23 protein-coding genes and 1 pseudogene are annotated in these 21,901 nt (G+C 65.0%); 10 read left to right on the top strand and 14 right to left on the bottom strand.

What is annotated here, in order from left to right; translation table 11 throughout:
* Positions 1–24: 24 nt before the first annotated feature.
* A pseudogene (locus ACESNG_RS09545) lies at positions 25–252 on the top strand (response regulator); the annotation flags it as partial.
* Positions 253–348: 96 nt separating this feature from the next.
* Here ACESNG_RS09545 and ACESNG_RS09540 read toward each other — a convergent pair.
* Positions 349–2,001 carry an FAD-dependent oxidoreductase gene (locus ACESNG_RS09540; RefSeq protein ID WP_373060646.1) on the bottom strand — a complete coding sequence of 551 codons (1,653 nt, stop codon included), beginning with the start codon at positions 1,999–2,001 and terminating at the stop codon, positions 349–351.
* Between the two features lie 109 nt (positions 2,002–2,110).
* On the opposite strand from ACESNG_RS09540, the gene fadI reads away from it, so the two are divergent.
* From fadI to ACESNG_RS09505, 7 genes are all read left to right on the top strand, one after another.
* Positions 2,111–3,406 carry an acetyl-CoA C-acyltransferase FadI gene (gene fadI / locus ACESNG_RS09535; protein WP_373068746.1) on the top strand — a complete coding sequence of 432 codons (1,296 nt, stop codon included), beginning with the start codon at positions 2,111–2,113 and terminating at the stop codon, positions 3,404–3,406.
* A complete protein-coding gene (fadJ, locus tag ACESNG_RS09530; RefSeq protein WP_373068744.1) occupies positions 3,403–5,577 on the top strand; it encodes a fatty acid oxidation complex subunit alpha FadJ in 2,175 nt (724 codons plus the stop codon). Before fadI ends, fadJ begins: the two co-directional genes overlap by 4 nt.
* Positions 5,578–5,815: 238 nt before the next feature.
* Positions 5,816–6,745 (top strand): proline dehydrogenase family protein, encoded by a 930-nt coding sequence (locus ACESNG_RS09525; protein WP_373060643.1) that lies wholly within the window; start codon positions 5,816–5,818, stop codon positions 6,743–6,745.
* A 68-nt stretch (positions 6,746–6,813) separates the two neighbouring features.
* Positions 6,814–7,095, top strand: a complete 282-nt coding sequence (locus ACESNG_RS09520; RefSeq protein ID WP_373068742.1) for a hypothetical protein — start codon at positions 6,814–6,816, stop codon at positions 7,093–7,095.
* Complete coding sequence (rsgA, locus tag ACESNG_RS09515) at positions 7,092–8,003, top strand: ribosome small subunit-dependent GTPase A (protein WP_373060641.1); 912 nt, start codon at positions 7,092–7,094, stop codon at positions 8,001–8,003. The genes ACESNG_RS09520 and rsgA overlap by 4 nt, the downstream gene beginning before the upstream one ends.
* 84 nt (positions 8,004–8,087) lie before the next feature.
* Complete coding sequence (locus ACESNG_RS09510; protein ID WP_373060640.1) at positions 8,088–8,684, top strand: sigma-70 family RNA polymerase sigma factor; 597 nt, start codon at positions 8,088–8,090, stop codon at positions 8,682–8,684.
* Positions 8,681–9,610 (top strand): anti-sigma factor domain-containing protein, encoded by a 930-nt coding sequence (locus ACESNG_RS09505; protein ID WP_373068740.1) that lies wholly within the window; start codon positions 8,681–8,683, stop codon positions 9,608–9,610. The genes ACESNG_RS09510 and ACESNG_RS09505 overlap by 4 nt, the downstream gene beginning before the upstream one ends.
* Before the next feature lie 23 nt (positions 9,611–9,633).
* Here ACESNG_RS09505 and ACESNG_RS09500 read toward each other — a convergent pair whose 3' ends face one another.
* The 13 genes from ACESNG_RS09500 to ACESNG_RS09440 all read right to left on the bottom strand — a co-directional run bounded on the left by ACESNG_RS09500 (position 9,634) and on the right by ACESNG_RS09440 (position 19,512).
* Positions 9,634–10,371 (bottom strand): SDR family NAD(P)-dependent oxidoreductase, encoded by a 738-nt coding sequence (locus ACESNG_RS09500; RefSeq protein ID WP_373068738.1) that lies wholly within the window; start codon positions 10,369–10,371, stop codon positions 9,634–9,636.
* 47 nt (positions 10,372–10,418) lie between these two features.
* The gene (locus ACESNG_RS09495) at positions 10,419–11,363 is read right to left on the bottom strand and encodes a hypothetical protein (protein ID WP_373059563.1); all 945 of its coding nucleotides are present in this window, start codon (positions 11,361–11,363) and stop codon (positions 10,419–10,421) included.
* 210 nt (positions 11,364–11,573) lie between these two features.
* The gene (locus tag ACESNG_RS09490; protein WP_373068736.1) at positions 11,574–11,753 is read right to left on the bottom strand and encodes a hypothetical protein; all 180 of its coding nucleotides are present in this window, start codon (positions 11,751–11,753) and stop codon (positions 11,574–11,576) included.
* Between the two features lie 91 nt (positions 11,754–11,844).
* Entirely contained in the window at positions 11,845–12,744 is a 900-nt protein-coding gene (locus ACESNG_RS09485; protein WP_373059561.1) for a phosphodiester glycosidase family protein, read from the bottom strand.
* Positions 12,745–12,760: 16 nt separating this feature from the next.
* Complete coding sequence (gene pdxH, locus ACESNG_RS09480; protein WP_373059559.1) at positions 12,761–13,396, bottom strand: pyridoxamine 5'-phosphate oxidase; 636 nt, start codon at positions 13,394–13,396, stop codon at positions 12,761–12,763.
* Positions 13,397–13,400: 4 nt separating this feature from the next.
* Positions 13,401–14,477 carry a biotin synthase BioB gene (gene bioB, locus ACESNG_RS09475; RefSeq protein WP_373059557.1) on the bottom strand — a complete coding sequence of 359 codons (1,077 nt, stop codon included), beginning with the start codon at positions 14,475–14,477 and terminating at the stop codon, positions 13,401–13,403.
* Positions 14,474–15,196, bottom strand: a complete 723-nt coding sequence (gene bioD / locus ACESNG_RS09470) for a dethiobiotin synthase (RefSeq protein ID WP_373059555.1) — start codon at positions 15,194–15,196, stop codon at positions 14,474–14,476. The genes bioB and bioD overlap by 4 nt, the downstream gene beginning before the upstream one ends.
* Positions 15,189–16,541, bottom strand: a complete 1,353-nt coding sequence (locus ACESNG_RS09465; RefSeq protein ID WP_373059553.1) for an adenosylmethionine--8-amino-7-oxononanoate transaminase — start codon at positions 16,539–16,541, stop codon at positions 15,189–15,191. Before ACESNG_RS09465 ends, bioD begins: the two co-directional genes overlap by 8 nt.
* Entirely contained in the window at positions 16,538–17,755 is a 1,218-nt protein-coding gene (bioF, locus tag ACESNG_RS09460) for an 8-amino-7-oxononanoate synthase (RefSeq protein WP_373068734.1), read from the bottom strand. The genes ACESNG_RS09465 and bioF overlap by 4 nt, the downstream gene beginning before the upstream one ends.
* Before the next feature lie 8 nt (positions 17,756–17,763).
* Positions 17,764–18,114 carry a hypothetical protein gene (locus tag ACESNG_RS09455; protein ID WP_373059549.1) on the bottom strand — a complete coding sequence of 117 codons (351 nt, stop codon included), beginning with the start codon at positions 18,112–18,114 and terminating at the stop codon, positions 17,764–17,766.
* Positions 18,111–18,575 carry a copper chaperone PCu(A)C gene (locus ACESNG_RS09450; RefSeq protein WP_373059547.1) on the bottom strand — a complete coding sequence of 155 codons (465 nt, stop codon included), beginning with the start codon at positions 18,573–18,575 and terminating at the stop codon, positions 18,111–18,113. Before ACESNG_RS09450 ends, ACESNG_RS09455 begins: the two co-directional genes overlap by 4 nt.
* Positions 18,572–19,066: an SCO family protein gene (locus ACESNG_RS09445; protein ID WP_373068732.1), complete on the bottom strand. Its 495-nt coding sequence runs from the start codon at positions 19,064–19,066 to the stop codon at positions 18,572–18,574. The genes ACESNG_RS09450 and ACESNG_RS09445 overlap by 4 nt, the downstream gene beginning before the upstream one ends.
* 71 nt (positions 19,067–19,137) lie before the next feature.
* On the bottom strand, positions 19,138–19,512 hold the full coding sequence (locus ACESNG_RS09440) for a Fur family transcriptional regulator (RefSeq protein WP_373059543.1): 375 nt from the start codon (positions 19,510–19,512) through the stop codon (positions 19,138–19,140).
* A 62-nt stretch (positions 19,513–19,574) separates the two neighbouring features.
* On the opposite strand from ACESNG_RS09440, the gene ACESNG_RS09435 reads away from it, so the two are divergent.
* Both ACESNG_RS09435 and ACESNG_RS09430 read left to right on the top strand, forming a co-directional pair.
* Entirely contained in the window at positions 19,575–20,195 is a 621-nt protein-coding gene (locus ACESNG_RS09435; RefSeq protein WP_373068730.1) for a phosphatase PAP2 family protein, read from the top strand.
* A 57-nt stretch (positions 20,196–20,252) separates the two neighbouring features.
* On the top strand, positions 20,253–21,901 hold a 1,649-nt coding region (locus ACESNG_RS09430; RefSeq protein WP_373068728.1), incomplete at its 3' end, for a permease.

Genomic DNA, 21,901 nt, shown 5'->3' with positions numbered 1-21,901 from the left:
GCGGTTGCCCTCGCGACCAGTCGCTTGCTCACGCGGGCCGGCTATGTCGTCGTCACCGCGCACGACGCCGAATCCGCCATGGACATGCTCCGTATCGCACCCGCGCCCTTCGCGATGATCTTGACGGATATTGTCATGAGTGGGAGATCCGGCGTTGACCTCGCGCGCGACATCGTTGCCCGCGATCCGCGTGCGCGCGTGCTCTTCATGAGCGGCTACGCCGACGACGAAGCGCTCACGGCACACATCACGTCGTCGAAGACGCCGTTCCTGGCGAAGCCGTTCGCCGCGGCGACGCTCTTGCAGACGGTGCGGCGCGTACTCGACACGCCGCCGCTGGTAGAGTGCTTACACGTCGTCGATCGTGAACAACCGCGCGACATCGCGATCGTAGGCGTCGAGGTGCTGTGCCGTGTCGCGTTCCGACCAGTGAAGCAACGCGGCCATGAGCGGAGCGATACGTCGCGCAGCAGCGCGGCCGTTGTCGCGCGTTTCGAAGGCCACGTGGGTGCGTCGCACCAGCACGTCGGAGAACGTCGCGGCCATTTCGCGCTCCACGGCGTGAGCGACTTCGGCGAGTAGGTAGGGCAGATCGTCGGAGAGGCGGCGTCCCAGAGCGGCATCACGTTGCACGTAGCTCCACACGTTGCGCCAGCGACTGCCATAGGCCAGCGCGAGCCGCTCGCCCACCGCCGCGTCGTGCGCGGTGTTGCGCGCCTCGGCCACCGTGGCCTCGCGTGACACAATGTCGCCACCCGGCAACGGCGTCGATTCGCTTGCCAGCGCGGCATGCGCAAGAGTGGGCAGATTCCCCGACTTCGGCAACTCATGGCGCGCGTGGGACAGCACATCGGCGGCCATCGCGCGGTACGTGGTGAGCTTGCCGCCCGTGATGCTGACCAGACCGTCCGCGCGATGCGTGATGGCATGCTCGCGCGATGCCGAATTGGCGTTGTGCTCACCGGCACGGACTGCCGCCAACGGCCGGATGCCGCACCACGCCGATACGACATCGTCCATCGTGAGTTGCGCGAACGGGAAGCAGCGATTCACCGATTGCAGCAGGTAGGTCACTTCCGCACGCGTCGCGCGGATGTCGTCGGGGCCACTGAGCGCGGGACGCTCGGTGGTGCCGATGATGGTGTGGACCCCGGCCGGGAGGATGAACATTACGCGGCCGTCGAGCGGTGAGACGATCGTGACGGCGTCGTTGTTGCCCACGCGGTTCCGCGGCACGGCAATGTGCGAGCCAGCGGACCCGAATACTTGCGCGCCCTGCGGCGAGCCGGTGAGGGCGGCCGTGGCATCGCTCCACGGGCCGGTGGCGTTGATGATCACCCGAGCCTGAACGGGAAACGTCGCCCCGGTGAGTCGATCCTCGACCACGACGCCCGTCAGCCTTCGTGCGCTATCCCCGCCATGAATGCCGGACACGACGGCGAGGTGATTGGCGACCGATGCACCGGCGTCTCTGGCTGCCACCGCGCTGGCCAAGGTGAGGCGGGTATCGTCGGTGGCGGCGTCCCAGTAGCGGGCCCCGCCCACCATGCCATCGGGCGAGAGTGCCGGTTCGGCGGCCAGCACTTCGCCGCGATTCAGCGCGTGATGCCGCGCGTTGCGGTACAACGACAGCGCGTCGTACAACGCGAGTCCCGCGCGCATCTTCCACAACGGCACACGAGCGCCGCGATATACCGGCCAGGTAAAAGCTAGCGGGCGCACGAGGTGTGGAGCGAGCTTCAGCAGCAGTCGCCTTTCGCGGCTCGACTCGAACACGAGTCCGATGTGGCCGTGTTCGAGATAGCGGACCCCACCGTGCACGAGTCGCGAAGATCGGCTCGAGGTGCCGCTCGCAAAGTCGTCGCGCTCCAGCAGGGCGGTGCGAAAGCCGGCCAGTGCCGCCTCCCTCGCCACGCCCGCCCCGGTGATACCTCCGCCCACGACCAGCATATCGAATGGCTCAGCCGCCAATGTGGCCAGCACGGCCTGCCTGGCTATCACGGCTGCCGGGTTGCTCGAGGGCGCTGAAGTGTGCTGCGAATCGTGCATGCATGCAGAGATGACCTCGGGACCCTCGCCGCGCTAGGGGATTGGCCGTTACCTTCGACACATGCCCACCTTTGGAACTGGCCGTCGTGTGGCCATCGTCGCCGGCGTACGTACCCCGTTCGCGCGCTCGGGAACGGTCCTCAAGGACTACACCGCGATCGACCTCGGCAAGCTGGCGGTGGCCGAGCTGGTGCAGCGCACCGCACTCGACGGCGCCACCGTCGACCTGCTCGTGTTCGGCACCGTTGTGCAGTCCGTCATCGCTCCGAACATCGCACGGGAAGTGTCGCTGTTGCCGCACTTCCCCAAAACGCTGCAGGCCTACACCGTGTCGCGTGCTTGTGCGTCGGCAAATCAAGCCATCACCGATGCCGCTGACCAGATCGCGCTCGGTCATGCCAACGTGGCTATCGCCGGCGGTGCCGAATCGCTCACGCAGGTGCCGATTCTGCACTCGCGCGGGATGACTGACGTGCTGGTCGCCGCGTCGAAGGCCAAGTCGCTCACGCAACGCCTCGCCACCTTCGCGCAGCTCCGTCCCAAGGACTTTATCCCGATCACGCCGGCGATCGCGGAGCCAAGCACGGGTGAGTCGATGGGGCAGTCGGCCGACAAGATGGCCAAGCTGAACGGGATTACCCGTGAATCACAGGACCGCTTCGCGCTGCGTTCGCACATGAACGCGGCAGCGGGTACCGACGACGGTCGTTTGACGGCCGAGATCGTGCCGGTCCCGGCGCCACCGAAGTTCGAGGCGATGATCGCCACCGACAACGGTGTGCGACGGGATTCCACGTACGAGCAGCTGGCGGCACTCAAGCCCGTGTTCGATCGGCAGTACGGCACGGTGACGGCGGGCAATGCGTCGCCGCTCACCGACGGCGGGGCGGCGGTGTTGCTCATGTCGGAAGAGCGGGCCAAGGCACACGGCTACACGCCGCTCGCCTACATTCGCTCGTACGCATACGCCGCGGTCGATCCTGCCGAGCAATTGCTGCAAGCGCCGGTGCTGGCGGTGCCGATTGCGCTGGCGCGTGCCGGACTCGCGCTCGAGGACATCGATCTGATCGAGATGCACGAAGCATTCGCCGCGCAGGTGCTGAGCAATATTCAGGGGCTCGCGTCAAACACCTGGGCCGCGCGCGCCGGTTTATCGACGCCAGTAGGCGAGGTGGATTTCACGAAGTTGAACGTGATGGGTGGATCGTTGTCGATCGGTCATCCGTTCGGTGCCACCGGAGCGCGCGTGCTCACCACGCTGTGCAACGAGCTGGCACGTCGCGGCGGACAGTTCGGCATGCTCACCGTGTGTGCCGCCGGCGGTATGGGGCACGCCATGATCGTGGAGCGCGCATGACCACGGAAACGCTCGGCGTGATTCTCATGGAAGATGCTGCCACCGGCCTGTCGTTGTCGGTGCATGATGGCGTGGCCACGGTCGCCTACGATCAGCCCCACTCGCCGGTAAACACGCTGAACACGCGCGTGGGGCCCGTGTTCGAGCAGATCTTCGCGCGCATCGAGCAGGACGCCTCGATCGTGGGCGCGATTCTCATCAGCGGTAAAACCGACACCTGGATCGCGGGCGCTGATATCGACGAGCTGCGTCGGGTTACCACGCCGATGGATGGCGAGGCGTTGTCGCGAGGAGGACAGCTTCTCTTGAATCGGTTGGCGGCCATGCCGAAGCCGTTCGTCGCGGCGATTCATGGCGCGGCATTGGGTGGTGGGCTCGAGATCGCACTGGCCTGTCGTTATCGCATCGTGACCGATCATCCCAAGACGGTGTTGGCGCTTCCCGAAGTGCAACTGGGTTTACTGCCTGGCGCTGGTGGTACGCAGCGACTGCCGCGCACGGTTGGACTGCAGGTGGCGCTCGACATGATTCTCACCGGCAAGAACATCCGCGCGAAGAAAGCGTGGCAGATGGGGCTGGTACACGAACTCGTGCATCCGTCCATTCTGCGCGATGTCGCGGTACGGCGTGTAGGCGCACTGGCGCGCGGCGAGGCCATGCCGGCGCGAGCGCGGAAACACAGTGCGAGCGAAGTGCTGTTGGAGGACAATGCGCTCGGTCGCAAGGTCGTATTTCGTCAAGCGCGTGCCACGGTGCTCAAGAAAACACGTGGACACTATCCCGCACCGTTGGCGGCCATCGACGCGATTCAAGCCGGCTATCTGCACGGCGAAGAGGCCGGGTTGCGTGAGGAAGCACGCCGTTTCGGCGATCTCGCGGTGAGTGCGATATGCCGCGAACTCGTGTCGATCTTCTTTGCCACCACGGCGCTCAAGAAGGACAGCGGACTGCCCGATGGGGTGACGGCCGATCCGGTGCGCGTGGCCAAGATCGGTGTGCTTGGTGCAGGGTTCATGGGGGCGGGCATCGCCACGGTTGCCGTGCAGGCGGGCACCATGGTTCGCCTCAAGGACTCGTCGCTCGACCGCGTGGCGGCCGGCTGGCGCGCGGTGCGCGACGTGTTGCGCGAGCGGGTGAAGCGACGGCAGATCAGCCGTCTGCAGATGGACGACACGCTCTCGCTGGTGGGTGGCACGATCGATTACAGCGGCTTTGCGAATGCCGACCTCGTAATCGAAGCCGTGTTCGAAGATCTCGCGGTCAAGCATGCGGTACTGCGCGAAGTGCAAGCGGTGGCCCCGCGCGCGATATTCGCGTCGAACACGAGTACGATCCCGATTCGCGATATTGCGGCGGCGGCGGTGCACGCCGATCTGGTGGTTGGCATGCACTTCTTCTCGCCCGTGCACAAAATGCCGTTGCTCGAAGTCATCGTGACGCCCGAGACGAGCGCACAGACCAGGGCAACCGTGGTGGCGTACGGTCGGCAGCTCGGCAAAACGGTGATCGTCGTGCGTGACGGACCAGGCTTCTACGTGAACCGCATTCTGGCGCCGTACATCAACGAGAGCGGCAAATTGCTCGATGAAGGCGCGTCGATCAACGCAATCGACGAAGCGCTGGTGTCGTTCGGGTTTCCGGTGGGACCGGTCACGCTGCTCGACGAAGTCGGTCTCGATATCGCCGGCAAGTCGGGGCCGATCATGGCCGCCGCCTTCGGTGAGCGGATGCGGCCGTCGGCCACCCTGCAGCGGGTGATCGAGAGTGGACGACTTGGGCGCAAAGCGAAGCGCGGGTTCTACCGCTACAACGAGCAAGGCAAGCGAGAGGGTGTGGATGAGGGCGTATACGCGCTGACGCCGGTGTCCGGGTCGCGCATTGCGGTCTCGGCCGAAGAAATGCAACGCCGCACGGTGCTCCCCATGCTGAACGAGGCCGTGCGCTGTCTTGAAGACGGTATTATCCGTTCATCGCGCGACGGCGATATCGGTGCCGTGTTCGGGATCGGATTCCCACCGTTCCGCGGTGGTCCGTTTCGATTCATCGATGCCCTCGGCGCCGCCACGGTGGTCCAGCAGCTGGAAGAGCTCGAGAAGCGTTTCCCCGGTCGGTACGAGCCCGCCGTCCTGCTCCGCGCCAAGGCCGCCTCCGGTGAGCGCTTTCATCGGTAGCCCACAACCCAAAACCCAATACCCAAAACCCCAAGCCAACAGCCCATAATAGCCCACCGCCGCCCACCGCCATGGGCTATTGGCTTGAAGTGGTGGGTATTGGGTCTTGGGTCATGGGTTTCCTGCGCGTGAAGCCCGATCAGGGCGGGCGCTGAGCGTATATTTCGGTGTTGTCGTTCCGCGCCGTTCCCTTGGACGCGCGACTCCCTTTCGCCGATCTCCGCGTCTCCGCGCCGCAATGCTTCGTTCGTCCCTGCTGTATCTCTCGCGCCAACAGCGCATATTCGATTTCGTCAAGAACGTCGGCTTCGCGCGCAAGATGGCGTCGCGATTCGTGGCGGGCGAAACGATCACGACCGCGCTCGCCGCCGTCGAGCAGCTGAACGCAAAGGGTATCTCTGCGTCGCTCGACTTGCTTGGCGAATCCGTGGCGAGTGAAGCCGAAGCACGCGATACCGGGCGGCAGTATCTCGAAATTCTCGACCGCATCGAGCAGAAGAAATTGCAGGCCAATGTGTCGGTGAAGCTCACCGCACTCGGCCAGGATATTTCCGACGATCTCGGTCTGGAAGTCGTTCGCCAGGTGCTCGATCGCGCAAAGCAGTACAAGAGCTTCGTGCGCCTCGACATGGAGTCGAGCGCGTACACCGACCGCACGCTCGATACCTTCGAGCAGAAGCTCTATCCGGATTTTCCCGAGAATGTGGGCGTGGTACTGCAAAGCTCCTTGCGACGCACGCTCGACGATGTCGAACGGGCGAATCGACTGAAATGCCGCGTGCGCATCTGCAAGGGTGCCTATCTCGAGCCCGCCACCGTCGCGTTCCCGGACAAGGCCGATGTCGATCGCAATTACGTCGAGGCCATGCACCGCCTGATGGAACATGGCAACTATCCCGGCATCGCCACGCACGATGAAGTGATCATCAACGAAGCCAAGCGCTTCGCGAAGGAACGCGGCATTGCCGCCGATCGCTTCGAATTCCAGATGCTGTATGGGGTGCGGCGCGACTTGCAGGAGAAGATTGTGAAGGAAGGGTATCGCATGCGCTGTTATGTGCCGTTCGGCAGCCAGTGGTATCCGTATCTCATGCGACGACTGGCCGAACGCCCCGCGAACATTGCGTTCATGGCAGGCAACATCGTGAAAGAGTCGTTATCCCACTGACCGAACATCATGGACAACACCTCCCCGCCGACCACGACGCGGGGGACGAGCGCACGTTGGGCGGCTATATGGCCGTCCACAAACGACCTGCGGCCTTTGAAGGCGTGGATGGGCACTCATACTCTGCGGACATCCTCACCGATACGACCGGCGACCGCACGGCCCCTTGGGGTGCGTACGTGATGTTCGTGAAGTGGGGATTGGGTGAACCTGAAGTGCAGGGACATCTTGAGACGGGGTTCCTGATCACCGGTCCAAGCGAAGCCGTCGTGCGCCATCAACTTGGTGGCATGGCGCTGGGCACGGTGAAGGCCACCCTCGATGGACTTATCCGGGGGCGAACGCCATGACCGACGGCGTGGTCATGCACGGCACCGGTGGCATCTGGCAGGTGCGCACCGACGACGGCGTCCTGTTTGACGTGTCGCTCCGTGGTCGGCTCAAGCACGAGGCGCACGGATCCCTCAAGCTCGCCGTCGGCGATCGCGTCACGATCGGGCGCGTGGCCGACAGCGACTCATGGGCGATCGACAGCATTCACCCGCGTCGGAGCAAATTGGCCCGCCGTGCACCGGCCGGCGCGCGTGGCGAGCGCATCATCGTGGCGAATCTCGATCAAGTGCTGGTGGTCTTCGCCGCCGCGCGTCCCGAGCCGCATCCGCGTATGCTCGATCGTTTTCTCGTCATTGCCGAGGCGAACGGACTCGCCGCGCGCATCATCATCAACAAGATCGACCTCGTCGACGCCAGCACCATTCGTGAGCGCTTCGACGAGTTCGTGAAAGCGGGCTATCCGTTGCACCTCGTCAGCGTCGTGACTGGCGAAGGACTCGAGGAGCTGCGCGACGAGATCGCCGACAAAGACTCCGCGCTGACCGGTCCCTCCGGTGTCGGAAAGTCGTCGCTGATGAACCGGTTGTTCCCCGGGCTCGACCTGCGCACGGCCGAGATCAGCGACAGCGTCAATAAAGGTCGTCACACCACGGTGGGTGCGGTGTTGCATCCGCTGCCGGGCGGCGGTTTCGTGGCCGATACGCCGGGATTGCGTGAAGTCGGACTCTGGGGCATCGACGCCCGCGAAATCGCCCAATGCTTCCCGGAGTTCCGTCCCCTGATTCACGATTGCCGCTTCGCCGACTGCACGCATACGGTCGAACCGGAGTGCGCGATCAAAGAGGCGATCCGTCGCGGCGCGCTAGGCCGGGGACGCTACGACAGCTACGTGAAACTGCGCGAAGAGCTGGCAGAACAGAGCTAGCGCAGGCGTAAACCCGGGCAGCGTCAGGGGCGCAATCCGGCGGCACGTGTGGCGCGTAGTACCAGTGTATCTGACATTTCATACGTGCTTCTCGATTCATCTTCTGACCCGCTGGACATCCACCTGATCGCCGCCATGGCGCAGGGGGACGAACGCGCGGCGTCGGCGCTCTATGACCGTCACGGAGCCGTGATGTTCGGCCTGGCCTTGCGAATGGCGGGTGAGTCGGCTGATACCGAGGAGGAGGTGCTCGATGCGTTTGCGCAGGCATGGCGCGATGCGGTGCGTTACGACACGTCGCGCGGATCGGTGGCCGGCTGGTTGACCACGATTACGCGCACGCGCGCGCTCGACGTGATCCGCGCACGCGGTCGTCGGGCCAGGATGACTGATACAGCCACCGCGACGCTCGACGAGCAGGCCGCAATGGGCAGCGGCTTTGCCGCGCCCGACGCGCAGGTGCAGCAAACCGAGCGCGCCGTCGCCGTGAAGTCGGCGCTCGATCAACTGCCCGTGCCGCAGCGCCAGGCCATCGAACTCGCCTTCTTCGAGGGACTGACGCACCATGAAGTGGCGGACCGCCTCAGTGAACCATTGGGGACAGTCAAGACGCCAATTCGACTCGGAATGCAGAAGCTGCGTGACGCACTGTCCAGCTTGGCACCGGAGAGCGTATCATGAACTCCATGACGCCGCTCACTCTCGAAGAACTGCGCGACCTCGCGCCGTCGTACGTGCTCGGCCTGCTCGATGCCGATGAACGTGCCGCGTTCGAACGCGGGCTCGTGCATCCGGTGTACGCGGCGACGCTCGTGCGCGATCTGGCCACGCATCGCACGGCCTCGGAGCTGATGGCGACAGCGCAGCCCGGCGCACCGCCGCCGGATCTCAAGGCACGCATGATGGAGCGCATTGCCGCGGAAAAGCGCGCAACGGCAGCGGTCGCGGCGGCCGTGACGCTGAAGAGTGCGGAGACCGTGCGACAGACGCCCGCCAGTCGCGCCACGCGCGCGGTCACGCCGCCCACGCCGAGGGTGATGATCGAGCGCAGGGCGACGCGGACGGCGCGTACGGCCTGGTGGACAGCCGGCGTGCTCGCCGCGGCGCTCGCCGCGTCACTCGTGGTTGCAGTCGATTTCCGGAACCGGACAGCGGCACTCGAAGAACGCGCCGCGCAGGACGACGCGCGGATTGCTCGCACAGAAGCCAAGCTGGCCGAGCGTGAGAAAACCCTGCAAACGTTGCTGGCAGGACGCGGCAACGTGGTGCTGGTGAATCTCAATCCGGCTCAGCCGACAGGTCCGGGCAGGCAGGTGTTCTGGAACGTCCGTGAGGGCAAGGCGGTGGTGAATGCCTACGGCCTCGCGCCCGTGGCCAGCGATCGTGCGTACATGCTGTGGATGATTCGCGACGGGAAGCCGGTGCCGCTCAAGCTGTTCACGCCGGACGACGACGGGCGGGCCATTGTGGCTTCAGTGGAGCTGCCCACGACCACCAGCGGTATCACGCTGCTCGCCGTCACCGAGGAATCGTCGGCCGGTGCCATAGCGCCCACGATGACGCCGTTCCTCGTGGGCGAAGTGCCGGCCAAGGGCGCTACCCGGTAAGTGGGGGGCGCCGGTTCGCGGTGCTACTTCGAGCGCACCGTGCCCAGCCCGCCATCCACGCCGTACAACTGGCCGGTCACCCACGTGGCGTCGGGGCCGAGCAGCCAGGCCATGAGGCTGGCCACGTCATCGGGCTGACCAATGCGTCCGAGGGCGTGCATGGCCTGCGATGCCTGTACGGCCGGGGCGGAGCCGGTGATGCGCGCCGTGAGTGGCGTATCCACCAATCCGGGAGCAACGGCGTTCACCCGGAGGCCGCGAGACGCGTACGTAGCGGCGGCCGAAAGCACGAGTCCGTTCACGCCGCCTTTGGCCGCGGCGATGGCTTCGTGATTCGAAAGCCCGATGCGCGACGCGGCGGTGCTGCACAACACAACGGCACCACCCTCGGGCATCACGCGCGCGGCGGCGCGTACCACCCCGAACGCGCTCGTGAGATTCTGCGCGATCGTGAGCTGAAACTCTTCGAACTTCGTGAGATGTGCCGGCTTGAGGAGCAGCGAACCCACGCAGTTCGCCATGCCGCCGATCGTGCCGAAGCGCGCACGCGCGAGGTCGGCCACGCGATCGATCTCGCTCCAGTCCGTTGCGTCGCTGGTGGCGTAATCGGCGCCCAGCTCAGCGGCTAAAGCGGCCAGTGGCTCCTCACGACGTGCCGTGAGGAACAGTGGCGTGCCGGAGGAGGCGAGACGACGGGCAAGGGCGCCGCCGACGCCACCGGTTGCCCCGAAAATGAGAACCGCGTGCGATGTCTGTGACATGCACGCGGAACCCGCAAATCAGGCTGATTGTTCCCGCGACGGCGAGTTCACCACGTTGTGAGGTCGCTCGTTCCCTTCCAGCTGAGCGTGCCGTTCTTGAAGAATGGCTGCAACTTCTGGATCTGCGGCATTCTCGCCGTCAGCGCCGCCTTTTCTTCGTCGGTGAACACGCCTTGCTTGCCCACCTTGACGGTCGGGTCGGCGCTGCTCAATGCGAACAACGCGATACGCTCACGCAACAATGCGAAATCGTACTTCGAGAACGCCTTGCGCGCTTGTTCCGGAACGGACGACGGCGCGTCGGGCAGGTCACCAGACATCCCCCACGTGGCTACCTGCGTTTCCATCACCGCCGCCGGCGTGAACTCGAACGTACACGAGAGTCCCATTTGCAGGACAGTATTCTGCATTTGCTTCGTGGTCATGCTGTCCTGAGAGAAAGCGGTAGCCCGGCGATTCCCGTTGCCTAAGGACGCGGCGAAGACCTCGCTCAATCGCTCGATGTCTTTCTCCAGCTGTCCCGACCGCGCCTCCTCCACGGCCGAGGGGCTTCTTCCCACTCTGCGGCCGGTACTTGCGCCGGCCACCGCGTCATTCAAGCACTTCTCGGCCGCTTTGTTCTTCTGGGTGTGCGCTGCCGCCAGCTTTCGTACTTGCGTAGCCTGCTCGGCGTCGGCTGCCATCGGCGTCAGCGCCGCCAGCATGAGGTCGAGTTGCGACGCGTTCAGCGTCATGTTCACCGGCTTCGAGTCGGCAGCGACCGTCTTGCTGCCTCCCGTTGCCGTGCCGGACGTGGTGGCAGTGGCCTCCGCTGCCTCCTTACCCGCGACCTTCTCCTTCGCTTTGTCCTTGATCGCGTCGGCGCCCATCTTCTTCAGCTTGCCGAACTGCGCCTGCGCATTCGAGACGGGTACGGCGAGCAGCACCGCGATCGCCGCAACCCACACCACACGCGACATCGTGAGACATTGACCAGCGGGAAATGCACGCATGATGGACTCCTGGTGTGCAATGAGAATTCGGCCCCACCCTTCTAATCAATCGGTGTACCCGTTCCGCGCAAGCTCGGCGTACGGCCGAATCTGCCACAGTTTTACGCGCGACATCCCGAATTGACCGATCCCTCTCTGAAGGACATCTCGTTCCTTGCTGCGATTTCCATCCTGAAACGCGGAAAGTGCGCGCGGGCGCCGTTGAACGGATCACACAGAGAAAAAGAGAAAAGGAGAACACAGAGGTCCCTGTTCTCCTTTTCTCTTTTGCTCTTTTTCTCTGTGTGATCCGTTCAGCAGTGCAGCCGAGGCAGCCACCGCCAGAACACGGATCACACCGAGCGGACGGATCGCACCGATAAGCACAGCTCTCGTCGCCACTTCTTTCATGTAGCGTTTTCGCGAGTGGCAGGATACGGGATTCTACTATGAAACTCGTGACACCTGGCCGTCGCAGGACGCCAGATTTGCGAAAGTACCGCTACGGAATACGCCGCCCCACCAGCGCCAGCGGAACGCGCCGGAGGCCATCCCAGCGGTGCGTCACCGTCCCTTGGCGCAGCAGCAGCTGGGCCGAGAGTCCGCCGTCCAGCATCAGCGCATCGACCGCGCCCAGTCGACGCATGACCTCCGCCATTTCCATGGTAGTAGGGCCAATGGGAAGACGTTCGGCGAGCCGGCCCACACCGTCGTAGCGTGAAAGCGCAATCAGCACATGACCATCGGCTCGAACACCAAGAGCCAGTCGGATATCACGATGATCGTGATCGAGCGCCGCCGTGGGGTCGCAGAGCACACGCGGCGCTCGGCCCCGCTCGAGCAGCAGCGGGAACGACTGCAGGGCTTCACGGACGCCACCGGCGCGTCGCACGCTGTCGATCGCGTCCGCCGCCGCGATGCGGATGTGACCCATGCTGTCCACGACGAACGCACCGGAGAGCGGACCGCTGCCGGGCGCCTGCCACTCTCGTGAGCGATGAACGACCCAACCCCACGGACCCTCATCGGTGAACTGGCCGGCGTTCATGGCCAGCAGCGCGTCCGACGGCGCCACGTCCAGCGACCACGGCAGCAACTCGCCCCCGTCGCGTGCGAGCTCGAGACTCAGCGCGAGTCGTGCCGGATCGACATCGACCGCGACGATACGTACCGCCACTTTGCGTGCGCCAAGCACGGTTGACCACGTGGTCCACCTGAGTGCGGCTTCACCCTGCCAGCGCAGGGAGGGTAACGCAGTCGAACGCGCAGCCGATCCGCACGAGATCGCGGCAATCGGCGTCGCGCGTTGCGCTGAGACGCGTTGCGCTGCGGCGTGGTGCACCGGTATCGCAGTCGCAATGGCGGCGGGGAAACCCAGCGCGGTGCGAAACCGAAAACGCATGCGTCGCGCGAGACCGCTACGGTGACAGGCGCCGCTTCACCCACACACCCGCTTCACGACGGAACTGGATGCGATCGTGCAAGCGGCTTTCTCGACCCTGCCAGAACTCGATTTCCTCAGGAATGATGCGGAAGCCGCCCCAGTGCTCGGGAAGCGGCACGTCTCCGCTCGCGAAGCGTTCTTCGTTCGCGGCGAGCTGCTGCTCGAGCACCGAGCGATCGGTGAGCACCATGCTCTGATGCGACGTCCACGCACCAACGCGGCTCGACAGCGGGCGTGACTGAAAGTACGCATCCGACTCGGCGCGACTGATCCGCTGCACCGCGCCGTTGATACGAACTTGACGTTCGAGCTCCCCCCAAAAAAAACAGAGCGACGCATGCGGGTTGTCGGCCAACTCCTGCCCCTTCCGACTGCGGTAATCGGTATAGAACACGAAGCCCCGCGCATCGAACCCCTTCAGTAGGACCATCCGCGCCGACGGATAAGCGTCCGGCGTCGCCGTGGCGAGACACATCGCGTTCGGTTCGATGACCGCCGCGTTCACGGCTTCTTCAAACCATTTCGTAAACTGCGCAATGGGATCGGCTGCCACGTCCTGCTCGGCGAGCGATTGGCGGCGGTACTCGGTACGGATGTCGGCGATAGTCATGAGGTCAGATCTCCACCATCGGCAGCGCGGCACGGGGATACGAGTCGGGTACACCGGCAAACGGATCGCCCACCAGCGGCTCGCCATCGGGCGTCTCCAGCACGAAGCCGGCGTCTTCGATCATGCGCAGGTCGTCGCGCGCCGTCTGCCCCTGCGTGGTGAGATAGTCACCCACGAAGATGGAGTTGGCGGGATACAGGCCCATCACCTGCATGCTGCGCAGGTGCACTTCTCGGCCCCCGGACACGCGGATCTCCTGCGTGGGCAGCAGGAATCGGTACAGCGACAGAATGCGCAGGCAGCGACGCGGATCGAGCTCGCGAATGCCGGCGAACGAGGTGCCCGGTACCGGGATCAGGAAGTTCACCGGCACACTCTTCACGTCGAGTTCGCGCAACGACAATGCCAGATCGATCACGTCGTCGTCGCTCTCGCCCATCCCCAGAATGCCGCCGCTGCACGTTTTCATGCCGGCGGCCTTCACGGCTTGCACGGTGTTCACGCGATCGTCGAACGTGTGCGTGCCCACCACTTCCGGCGTGAAGTTGGCCGACGTGTTGAGGTTGTGATTCACCGTCTCCACACCGGCCTCTTTCAGGCGCAGCACCTGTTCCTCGTTCAGCAATCCGAGGCAGGCGCACACCTTGAGGTCATGCTTCGCACGCACGGCGCGCACGGCGTCGAGCACCTTGTTGAACACCGTTTCTCCAGGCGCACGACCCGAGATCACCATGCAGAACGTGCCGGCTTTCAACTGCGCCGCGCGATCGGCCGCTTCCATGATTTTCTCTTGCGCCATCATCGGGTACTTCTCGATTTCGGCGGTCGAGATTTTCGACTGCGAGCAATACCCGCAATCTTCCGGACAGAGGCCGCTCTGGGCGTTGAGGAGGAAGTGTAACCGCACCCGATTGCCCCACGTCGCGCGGCGCACGCGGTACGCCGCCGCCAGCTGATCGAGCAGCTGATCATCAGGAGCGGACAGCACAGCATGGGCCTGTTCACGCGTGATCACCTCACCGGCCAGGGCGCGGTCGGCGAGGAGTTGCCAGTCAGAGAATCCGGACGACATGGAGGTCATGGAGAAAGAGGGGCAAGCAGTATGTCAAGACCGCCGACGTCGGCAGCAGCCGCGAGTGCATCGAGATCATCGAGACGATCGATCCACGGGAGGCGCAGAATGGTGAAGTGCGGCAGCAGTGAAACGAGCGCATCGTAATTCGTGGCTTCGGCCACCGTGGCGTCACACTCGGAGAGCGCCGTGAGCACAATGGCTCGCACCGGCACGCCGGCGGCTTCCGCTGCGCGCACGGTGAGGAGGACATGGTTCAACACACCCAACTTATTGCCCGCCACCAGCAACAGCGGCAACCGCCAGCGCGCGAACAAGTCGAGATACGAGACGGTGGCCGTAATTGGCACCAGCAGGCCGCCGGCACCCTCCACCAACACCACGTCCGCGTCGTGCTCCACCTGCGCCAGCGCCATGTCGAGCACGCCGAAGTCGATCGTGATGTTGGCACGCGCCGCGGCAATCATCGGCGCCAACGGCTCCTCGAGCACATAGGGTCGGAGCACCGACATCGGCAACGTCGAACCGCACGCCGCTCGCAGTCGATCGGCATCGGAGGCGAGCCCGCTGCCGGACACCGGGCGTTCCACGATACCGCTTTCAATCGGCTTCATCGCCGCCACGCGCCGGCCCAGCGCGCGCGCTCGCGCGGCCAGCGCACATGTCACGACGGTTTTTCCGATTCCGGTGTCGGTGCCCGTCACCCCGAAGCGGACGGGCTCAGTCATCGACCGGTCCTCCGGTGCCGATCGTTTCCGCGCGCGCACCACTCAGGAAGCGATGTATGACGGCATACACGAGATCGAGCTCGTTGTCGGTGATGCAATAGGGCGGCAGACAGTACGCCACGTTACCGAGCGGACGCAGCAACACGCCCTCCTGTAGCGAGTAGGCGGCAAGCTCTCGACCGATGTCGCTGAGATAGCCAGCCGGCGCGTCCAGTTCCACCGCGGCAATCGTACCGATTTGTCTCACGGCGCGAACACCCTTCACGTTGCGCAGCGCGTCGAGATGCCGCGCATGCGCCACTTCAATGCGCACCCGATCATCCTCGCAGTCTTCGTCGAACAGCTCGAGCGATGCCAGTGCAGCGGCACATGCGATCGGGTTCGCCGTATACGAGTGACCATGGAAGAACGTCTTCGCGCGGTCTTCGCTGCGGAAGGCGTCGAAGATGTCTTCGGTGGCTGCGGTCGCACCGAGCGGCAGCACACCGCCGGTGAGTCCCTTCGACATGCACAGCAGGTCGGGACGCACGTCGGCACGCTCGCACGCGAACAGCGGGCCCGTTCGCCCGAAGCCCGTGAGCACTTCATCGGCGATGAGATGCACACCCGCCGCTGCCGTGCGCTCGCGGATGTCCTGCAACACATGTTCATCCCACACGCGCATGCCACTCGCGCCCAGCACCAGCGGCTCCACGATCACCGCCGCCAGCTCCGTTCCACGCGCGGCGATCAGCGCGTCGAGCGCCGCGATCGTATCGCCCACCGACGGATCGGGAAGCCGCGCCACTTCGAACAGCAGCGGCTCGTACATGTGCGTGAACACACCACGACCGCTCGCCGCCATCGCGCCGAAGGTGTCGCCGTGATACGCGTTGTCGAGCGCTGCGATCAGGCGCCGTGGCACACCACGATTCGCGAACGACTGCAGCGAAAGCTTGATCGCCACTTCGACGGCGGTGGATCCGTCGTCGGAGAAGAAGATCTTCGACAATCCCCGCGGCAATCGCTGCACGAGCTGCGCCGCCAGCGCGGCCGCCGGCTCGTGCGTGAATCCCGCGAAGATGACCTGATCGAGACGCTTCGCCTGGTCGGTGATGGCATCGACGATGTCGTCATGGCAATGACCGTGCGTGGTGACCCACCACGACGAAATCGCATCGAGGATGGGCCGCTCGTTCGCATCATAGAGCCAGGCACCCTTGGCCCGCACGATGGCGACCGGCAACGGTGCCTGATGATGCTGCGTATACGGGTGCCACACATGCGCCGCGTCATGCAGCAGCACGAGCTCGGCGGCCGTTTGTAATGGAGTGTCGAAATCGTCGTCATCGTGCTGATTACTCATCCGGGCATCCCGCGCATGGCGTCAATGAGGTTGGCGGCGAGGTTGTCCACGAGTTCCATGGGATGCACGGCCGATACCGAAATGCGCAAACGCGACGTGCCCGCCGGCACCGTGGGCGGTCTCACACCACCAACCAGAAATCCCCGATGACGCATAGCGGCCACCAGCCACATGGTGCGCATCGGATCACCGACCACGATCGGAATGATGTGCCCATCGCTCATGCCCGGCGCTTCGCATCCGGCGGTGCGCAGCCGTGTGCGCAATCGCGTGGCGCGCTCGCGCACCGCCGCACGACGCCACGATTCCAGCTGCACGATCCGCAGCGACTCGAGGGTGGCCGCAGCAATGGCGGCCGGCGCACCGGTGGTGAAAATGAACGACCGCGCGCGATTCGTGAGGTAGTCCACCAGCACCTGCGAGCCCGCCACGTAGGCGCCCGATGTGCCCATCGCCTTGCCCAACGTTCCCACGATCACGTCGATCTGTCCAGTCATCCCGAAGTGCTCGACCGACCCCGCGCCCGACGCACCCAGCACACCCGTGCCATGTGCGTCGTCCACATACGTCCACGCGTCGAAACGACGCGCCAGCGGCACGAGCTGATCGAGCGGAAAGAGATCGCCGTCCATGGAGAACACCCCTTCCACCACAATCAGCGCCCGACGGAATTCATGCCGGTCGGCCTCGAGCATCGCAGCCAGTGTGTCGATATCGGCGTGCGGGAACACGCGAATCGTCGCTTTCGAGAGCCGGCAGCCATCGATCAGCGACGCGTGACTGAGCGCGTCGGAATAGATCACGTCACCGGGACCGACGAGGGCGGGAATGGCACCGACATTCGCCATATAGCCCGACGGGAACAGGAGCGCGCGCTCGCATCCCTTAAAGCGCGCGAGTGCACGCTCGAGCGCCTCGTGGATCGGGTGATTCCCCGAGATCAGTCGCGCGGCGCCAGCGCCCACCCCTTCGGCCTGCAACACCGCGCTCGCCGCGCGGGACATTCGCGGATCGGCCGCGAGCCCGAGATAATCGTTCGACGCAAAGTCGGCGACGCGCTCACCGTTGAGCAGTACGGTGCCGGCGCGTCGCTGATGTACCTGCCGCAGCGTGCGACGCAGGCCGGCGCTCTGCAGCGCCTGCAACTCCTCGTCGAGCGCCGCATCCATGCCTCGCGTTTCGGCGGCGTCCGACGACGCCGTGTGATCGATCATGAGGCTGCTCACCGGATAATGAACGTGAGGTGCTTGCTGATGGGATGGGCCGAGCAGGCGCCACCAAAGGTACCGGGTGGTACGGTGTATTCTGTCTGCTCACCCGCAGGGATGCTGAACATCGCCAACTGGTGGTTGACCGTGTCGTCGTTGACCACGCGAATCGTACGCCGCGCACCGCCGCCGCGTACGTACACCGTGTCGCCGAGTGGCGCCGTCTGGCCGTAAGCATCGGTGACCATCGCCACACCGCCGCGCGTTACGCGGATAAGCGTGTCGGGACGCGGCCAGCTGAGCCAGGCAAGCGCAGCGCTCAGGGCGACCACCGCGAAGAGGACCGCCACGCGTGGAGCCGTCATGGCGTCTTCACCGGTACCGTCACGGCAACGCTCGTGCTGTCGCTGAACTGCAGGCGCAGCCGCACGCTGTCTCCCACGGCCAGGGCACGCCGCAGGTCGATCAGCATCACATGCAGCCCACCCGGCACCATCTTCACGACATCGCCGGCCGGAATGCGGAGTTCGGTGCGCGGCATCATGTGCGCCATACCGTCCTGCTGCATCGTCTCATGCACCTCGGCGGCACCGGCGTCAGACGTTGTGACGCCGACCAGCGTGATCGGCACGGTGTCGTTGTTGTCGATGTCCATGTAGGCGCCACTCGTGGCGCCGGAATCGGCGATCCGCGCCCAGTTGTGCTGGACATCGACGCGCGGGACCGGCGGATCGGAACGAAGCGTACAGGCCGCCAGCAGGTTCGTCGCAATGCTGGTGGCGGTCACGATAACGTGGCGCAAGGCCGGAGCAGCATGCGAAGTCATAGCAATTGCTCGAGGTCGGCCGCCAACGCGTCCCACCCCGTCCCGAACGGGTACAGCGCCACCAGCCTGCCGTGCGAATCCACGAGAAAGACCTGTGACGAATGGCTGACCAGATACCCCGTGGCGTTCGTGCCGGGCTCGCGGGCGGCGGCGACGCCGAACGCGTCCATCATGCGGGATGTCGTGATGGCATCGCCGGAGACCCCCTCGAACGAGGCGTCGTACATCCGTGCATACCGCTCGGCGACCGCCGGCGTGTCACGATCGGGATCGACTGTCACGAAAACGAAACGCACCGCCTTCGCCTCGTCGCCGAGTTTGGCGCGCACCCGCTTCCAGTCGGCAAGGGTGGTCGGGCAGACATCGGGGCAATGCGTGTAGCCGAAAAACAGCACTATCAGCCGACCGGGTTCCGGTGACGTCCTGAAGGTCGAGCCATCGGCCCGCGTGAACGCAAACACGGGCATCGCGCGCGGCGGATCGACTGCCATGCCCTTGAAGCCACCGCCTAGGTCGCACGCGGCCAGCGATACGGCACCTACCAAGAGTGCGCAGCAGCGCCTCACGCGATGGCGCATTGCGCACACTGCCCGTACAGCGTCACGTCATGCGATTCCAGGCGGAATCCTTCCGGAGTGAGCTCGCGCAGATCGCCGGGGCAGCCATGGATTTCGAACACGCGGGCACAGCTGCGGCAGCGGAAGTGATGGTGATGCCCGATGCCCGAACGCTCGTAGCGCGGGGATTCTCCGGGCAATTCCACCGGCACCAGCCATCCGCTGTCCACGAGCGCATTGATCGTGCGGTATACGGTGGCGATGCCGAGCGTCGCCATCTGCTCCCGACCGGCCTCCAGCACCTCGGTGGGCCCCAACGGACGGGGCGTCACCTCGAAGACCTGCCGTATTGCATCGCGCTGTTTCGTGTTGCGTTCCATCACTCAAATATGCCTGGGGACCGAGTGGCGTGCAGGGCTGGCGTGGCGTTGATTTCGCGTTCATGACGTCCGCCACTTCTGTGCGATCCCGTTGGATTCGGCTCCTGATCGTCGCCTTGGTCGCCATCGCGATCGCCCATGCGCTCGATGCCACGGCGTGGCGTTTCGCGCGATTGCTGACGGTGAACGACAAGGACTGGGGACGTCTGCTGCGATCGATGGGGTATCTCCCCACGTGGGGCGTGATCGCCCTCGGATACTGGTTGCAGCAACGTGACGACCCGCGTCGCACGGCCCACTCGTGGGCACTGCTCCTGGGACCGGCGCTCGGTGGTGGCATCGCGGAGCTTCTGAAACTCTCGATTCGCCGGCTGCGACCGAACCCCGACGTGTTCGAGTATGTGTTCCGTCCGTTCGCCGACGGGCCATGGTCCAATCGCGGGATGGGAATGCCGAGCAGTCATACGCTGGTCGCGTTCGCGGGGGCGGCGGTGCTGGCGCAGTTGTATCCTCGAGCGCGATGGCTGTGGTACACGCTGGCGGTAGGATGCGCCGCCACCCGGGTGCTCTCTCTGGGGCACTTTCTGAGCGACACGGTGGTGGCGGCGCTGCTCGGTGTCATGGTGGGTGGCTGGGTCTGGGGCAGGGGCAGGGCCGATCGCGGAATTGTCGCGCCATCTTAGCTTATCACTTGATAGCGGCTTCGCAATAAAGCTATCATTCAAAATGTCGCACTCAGGATGAACCACGCCTTGCTGTTCGCCAGCATGGCCGGGTTGGGCACGGGTCCGCTGGTCGCTCGCGCCGCCAAGGCCCGCCCCCAGCTGCTGGCCTTCATCGACGGTTTTGTGCTGGTCACCATCGGTGGGCTCGTCCTGTTGGACGTGATACCGCATGCGCTCGAGCATCGCGACCTGTGGGCTGCCCTGTTCATGCTTGCCGGATTTACGTTGCCGACCTTGGCGGAACGGCTGTTCCGGTTCGGCGTGCAGCAAACGCACACGGCGGTCTTGCTGCTGGCGCTGGTTGGGGTGGCCATCCATTCGGCGCTCGACGGCAGTGCCCTCGCTCAAGCGAGCGCCAACCCGACGAGCCTGATCGGCTACGGCGTGGTATTGCATCAGCTCCCGGTAAGTCTCATGGTGTGGTGGGTACTCAGCGACCGACCACGCGCGGTGCCTTGGTTCGTGCTCTCGCTGATGGCACTCACTACCGTTGTGGGATACTTCGCGGAGCCGACGATATTTGCCGTGCTTCCTGACCGCGCGGGTGTGTGGTTCGAAGCCGTGGTCGGCGGCTCGCTGTTGCATGTGATCGCGCATCCCGCCCATTCGCACGCGCATGATGGGGCGCATGACCATGCGCACGGCCATGCGCACGGCCATGCGCACGGCCATGCGCACGGCCATGCGCACGGCCACGGGGCGCCGGATCCCATTGATGCGGGACACGATGAGATCCGCCTCGACGCAGCAACGCGCATGCCCAACGGCATCGGCGCACTGCTTGGTATCGCGCTTCTGGTCGTGCTGCACAGAAGCCGGAGCGGTCAAAGTGACACGTCCCTGCGCACCGTGTGGGCAAGCTTCGAAGGATTGGCGCTCGAAAGCGCACCGGCGTTGCTGGTGGCGTACCTGATGGCGGGCATGGTGCACGCGTTCGTGGCGCCGGGAAAACTCGCCTGGCTGAATCGCGGGTCCGCGCTCCGTCAGGGAATTTCGGGGATGGCGCTGGGGTTGCCACTGCCGATCTGCTCGTGCGGCGTCGTTCCGTTGTACGAAGGGCTGGTGAAGCAAGGGGTATCCACGGCCGCCGCAGTGGCGTTTCTCATTGCCACGCCCGAGCTCGGGATCGATGCCGTACTGCTGTCGGTGCCGCTGCTCGGCGCGCCGTTCACGATCGTGCGTGTCGCCGCCGCCGCGGCCGTGGCCCTGATCGTCGCTCTCGGTATGGCGCGCCTGTCGGTCGCTCGCACCAGACCGCGCTCGCTGCCCGTAGCGGAGCTTCCAGTCACGTCCACCTTTCGAGGCCGCGTGCAGACGGCGATGCGCACGGGGTTCGCCGATATGGTCGACCACACGGCGCCGTGGATTCTGGTGGGACTGCTCATCGCCGCGTTGCTGGGACCACTGATGCAGGGCTCCTGGATGACGAGACTTCCCAACGGTGTCGACGTGCTGCTCTTCGCCGCCATCGGCTTGCCGCTGTACGTGTGCGCATCGGCGTCCACGCCACTGGTGGCGGTACTGGTCGCGGCAGGCGTGTCGCCCGGCGCCGGGCTCGCGCTGCTGATCACCGGACCAGCCACCAACGTGGCCACCATCGGCATCCTGTCACGTTTGCACGGCATACGCTTCGCCTATGCATTCGCCGCGGCCATGATCGTGGC

The organism is Gemmatimonas sp., from assembly GCF_041689975.1.
In the GTDB taxonomy this organism is placed as follows: domain Bacteria; phylum Gemmatimonadota; class Gemmatimonadetes; order Gemmatimonadales; family Gemmatimonadaceae; genus Gemmatimonas.
This window is presented reverse-complemented; position numbering and strand designations above follow the sequence as displayed.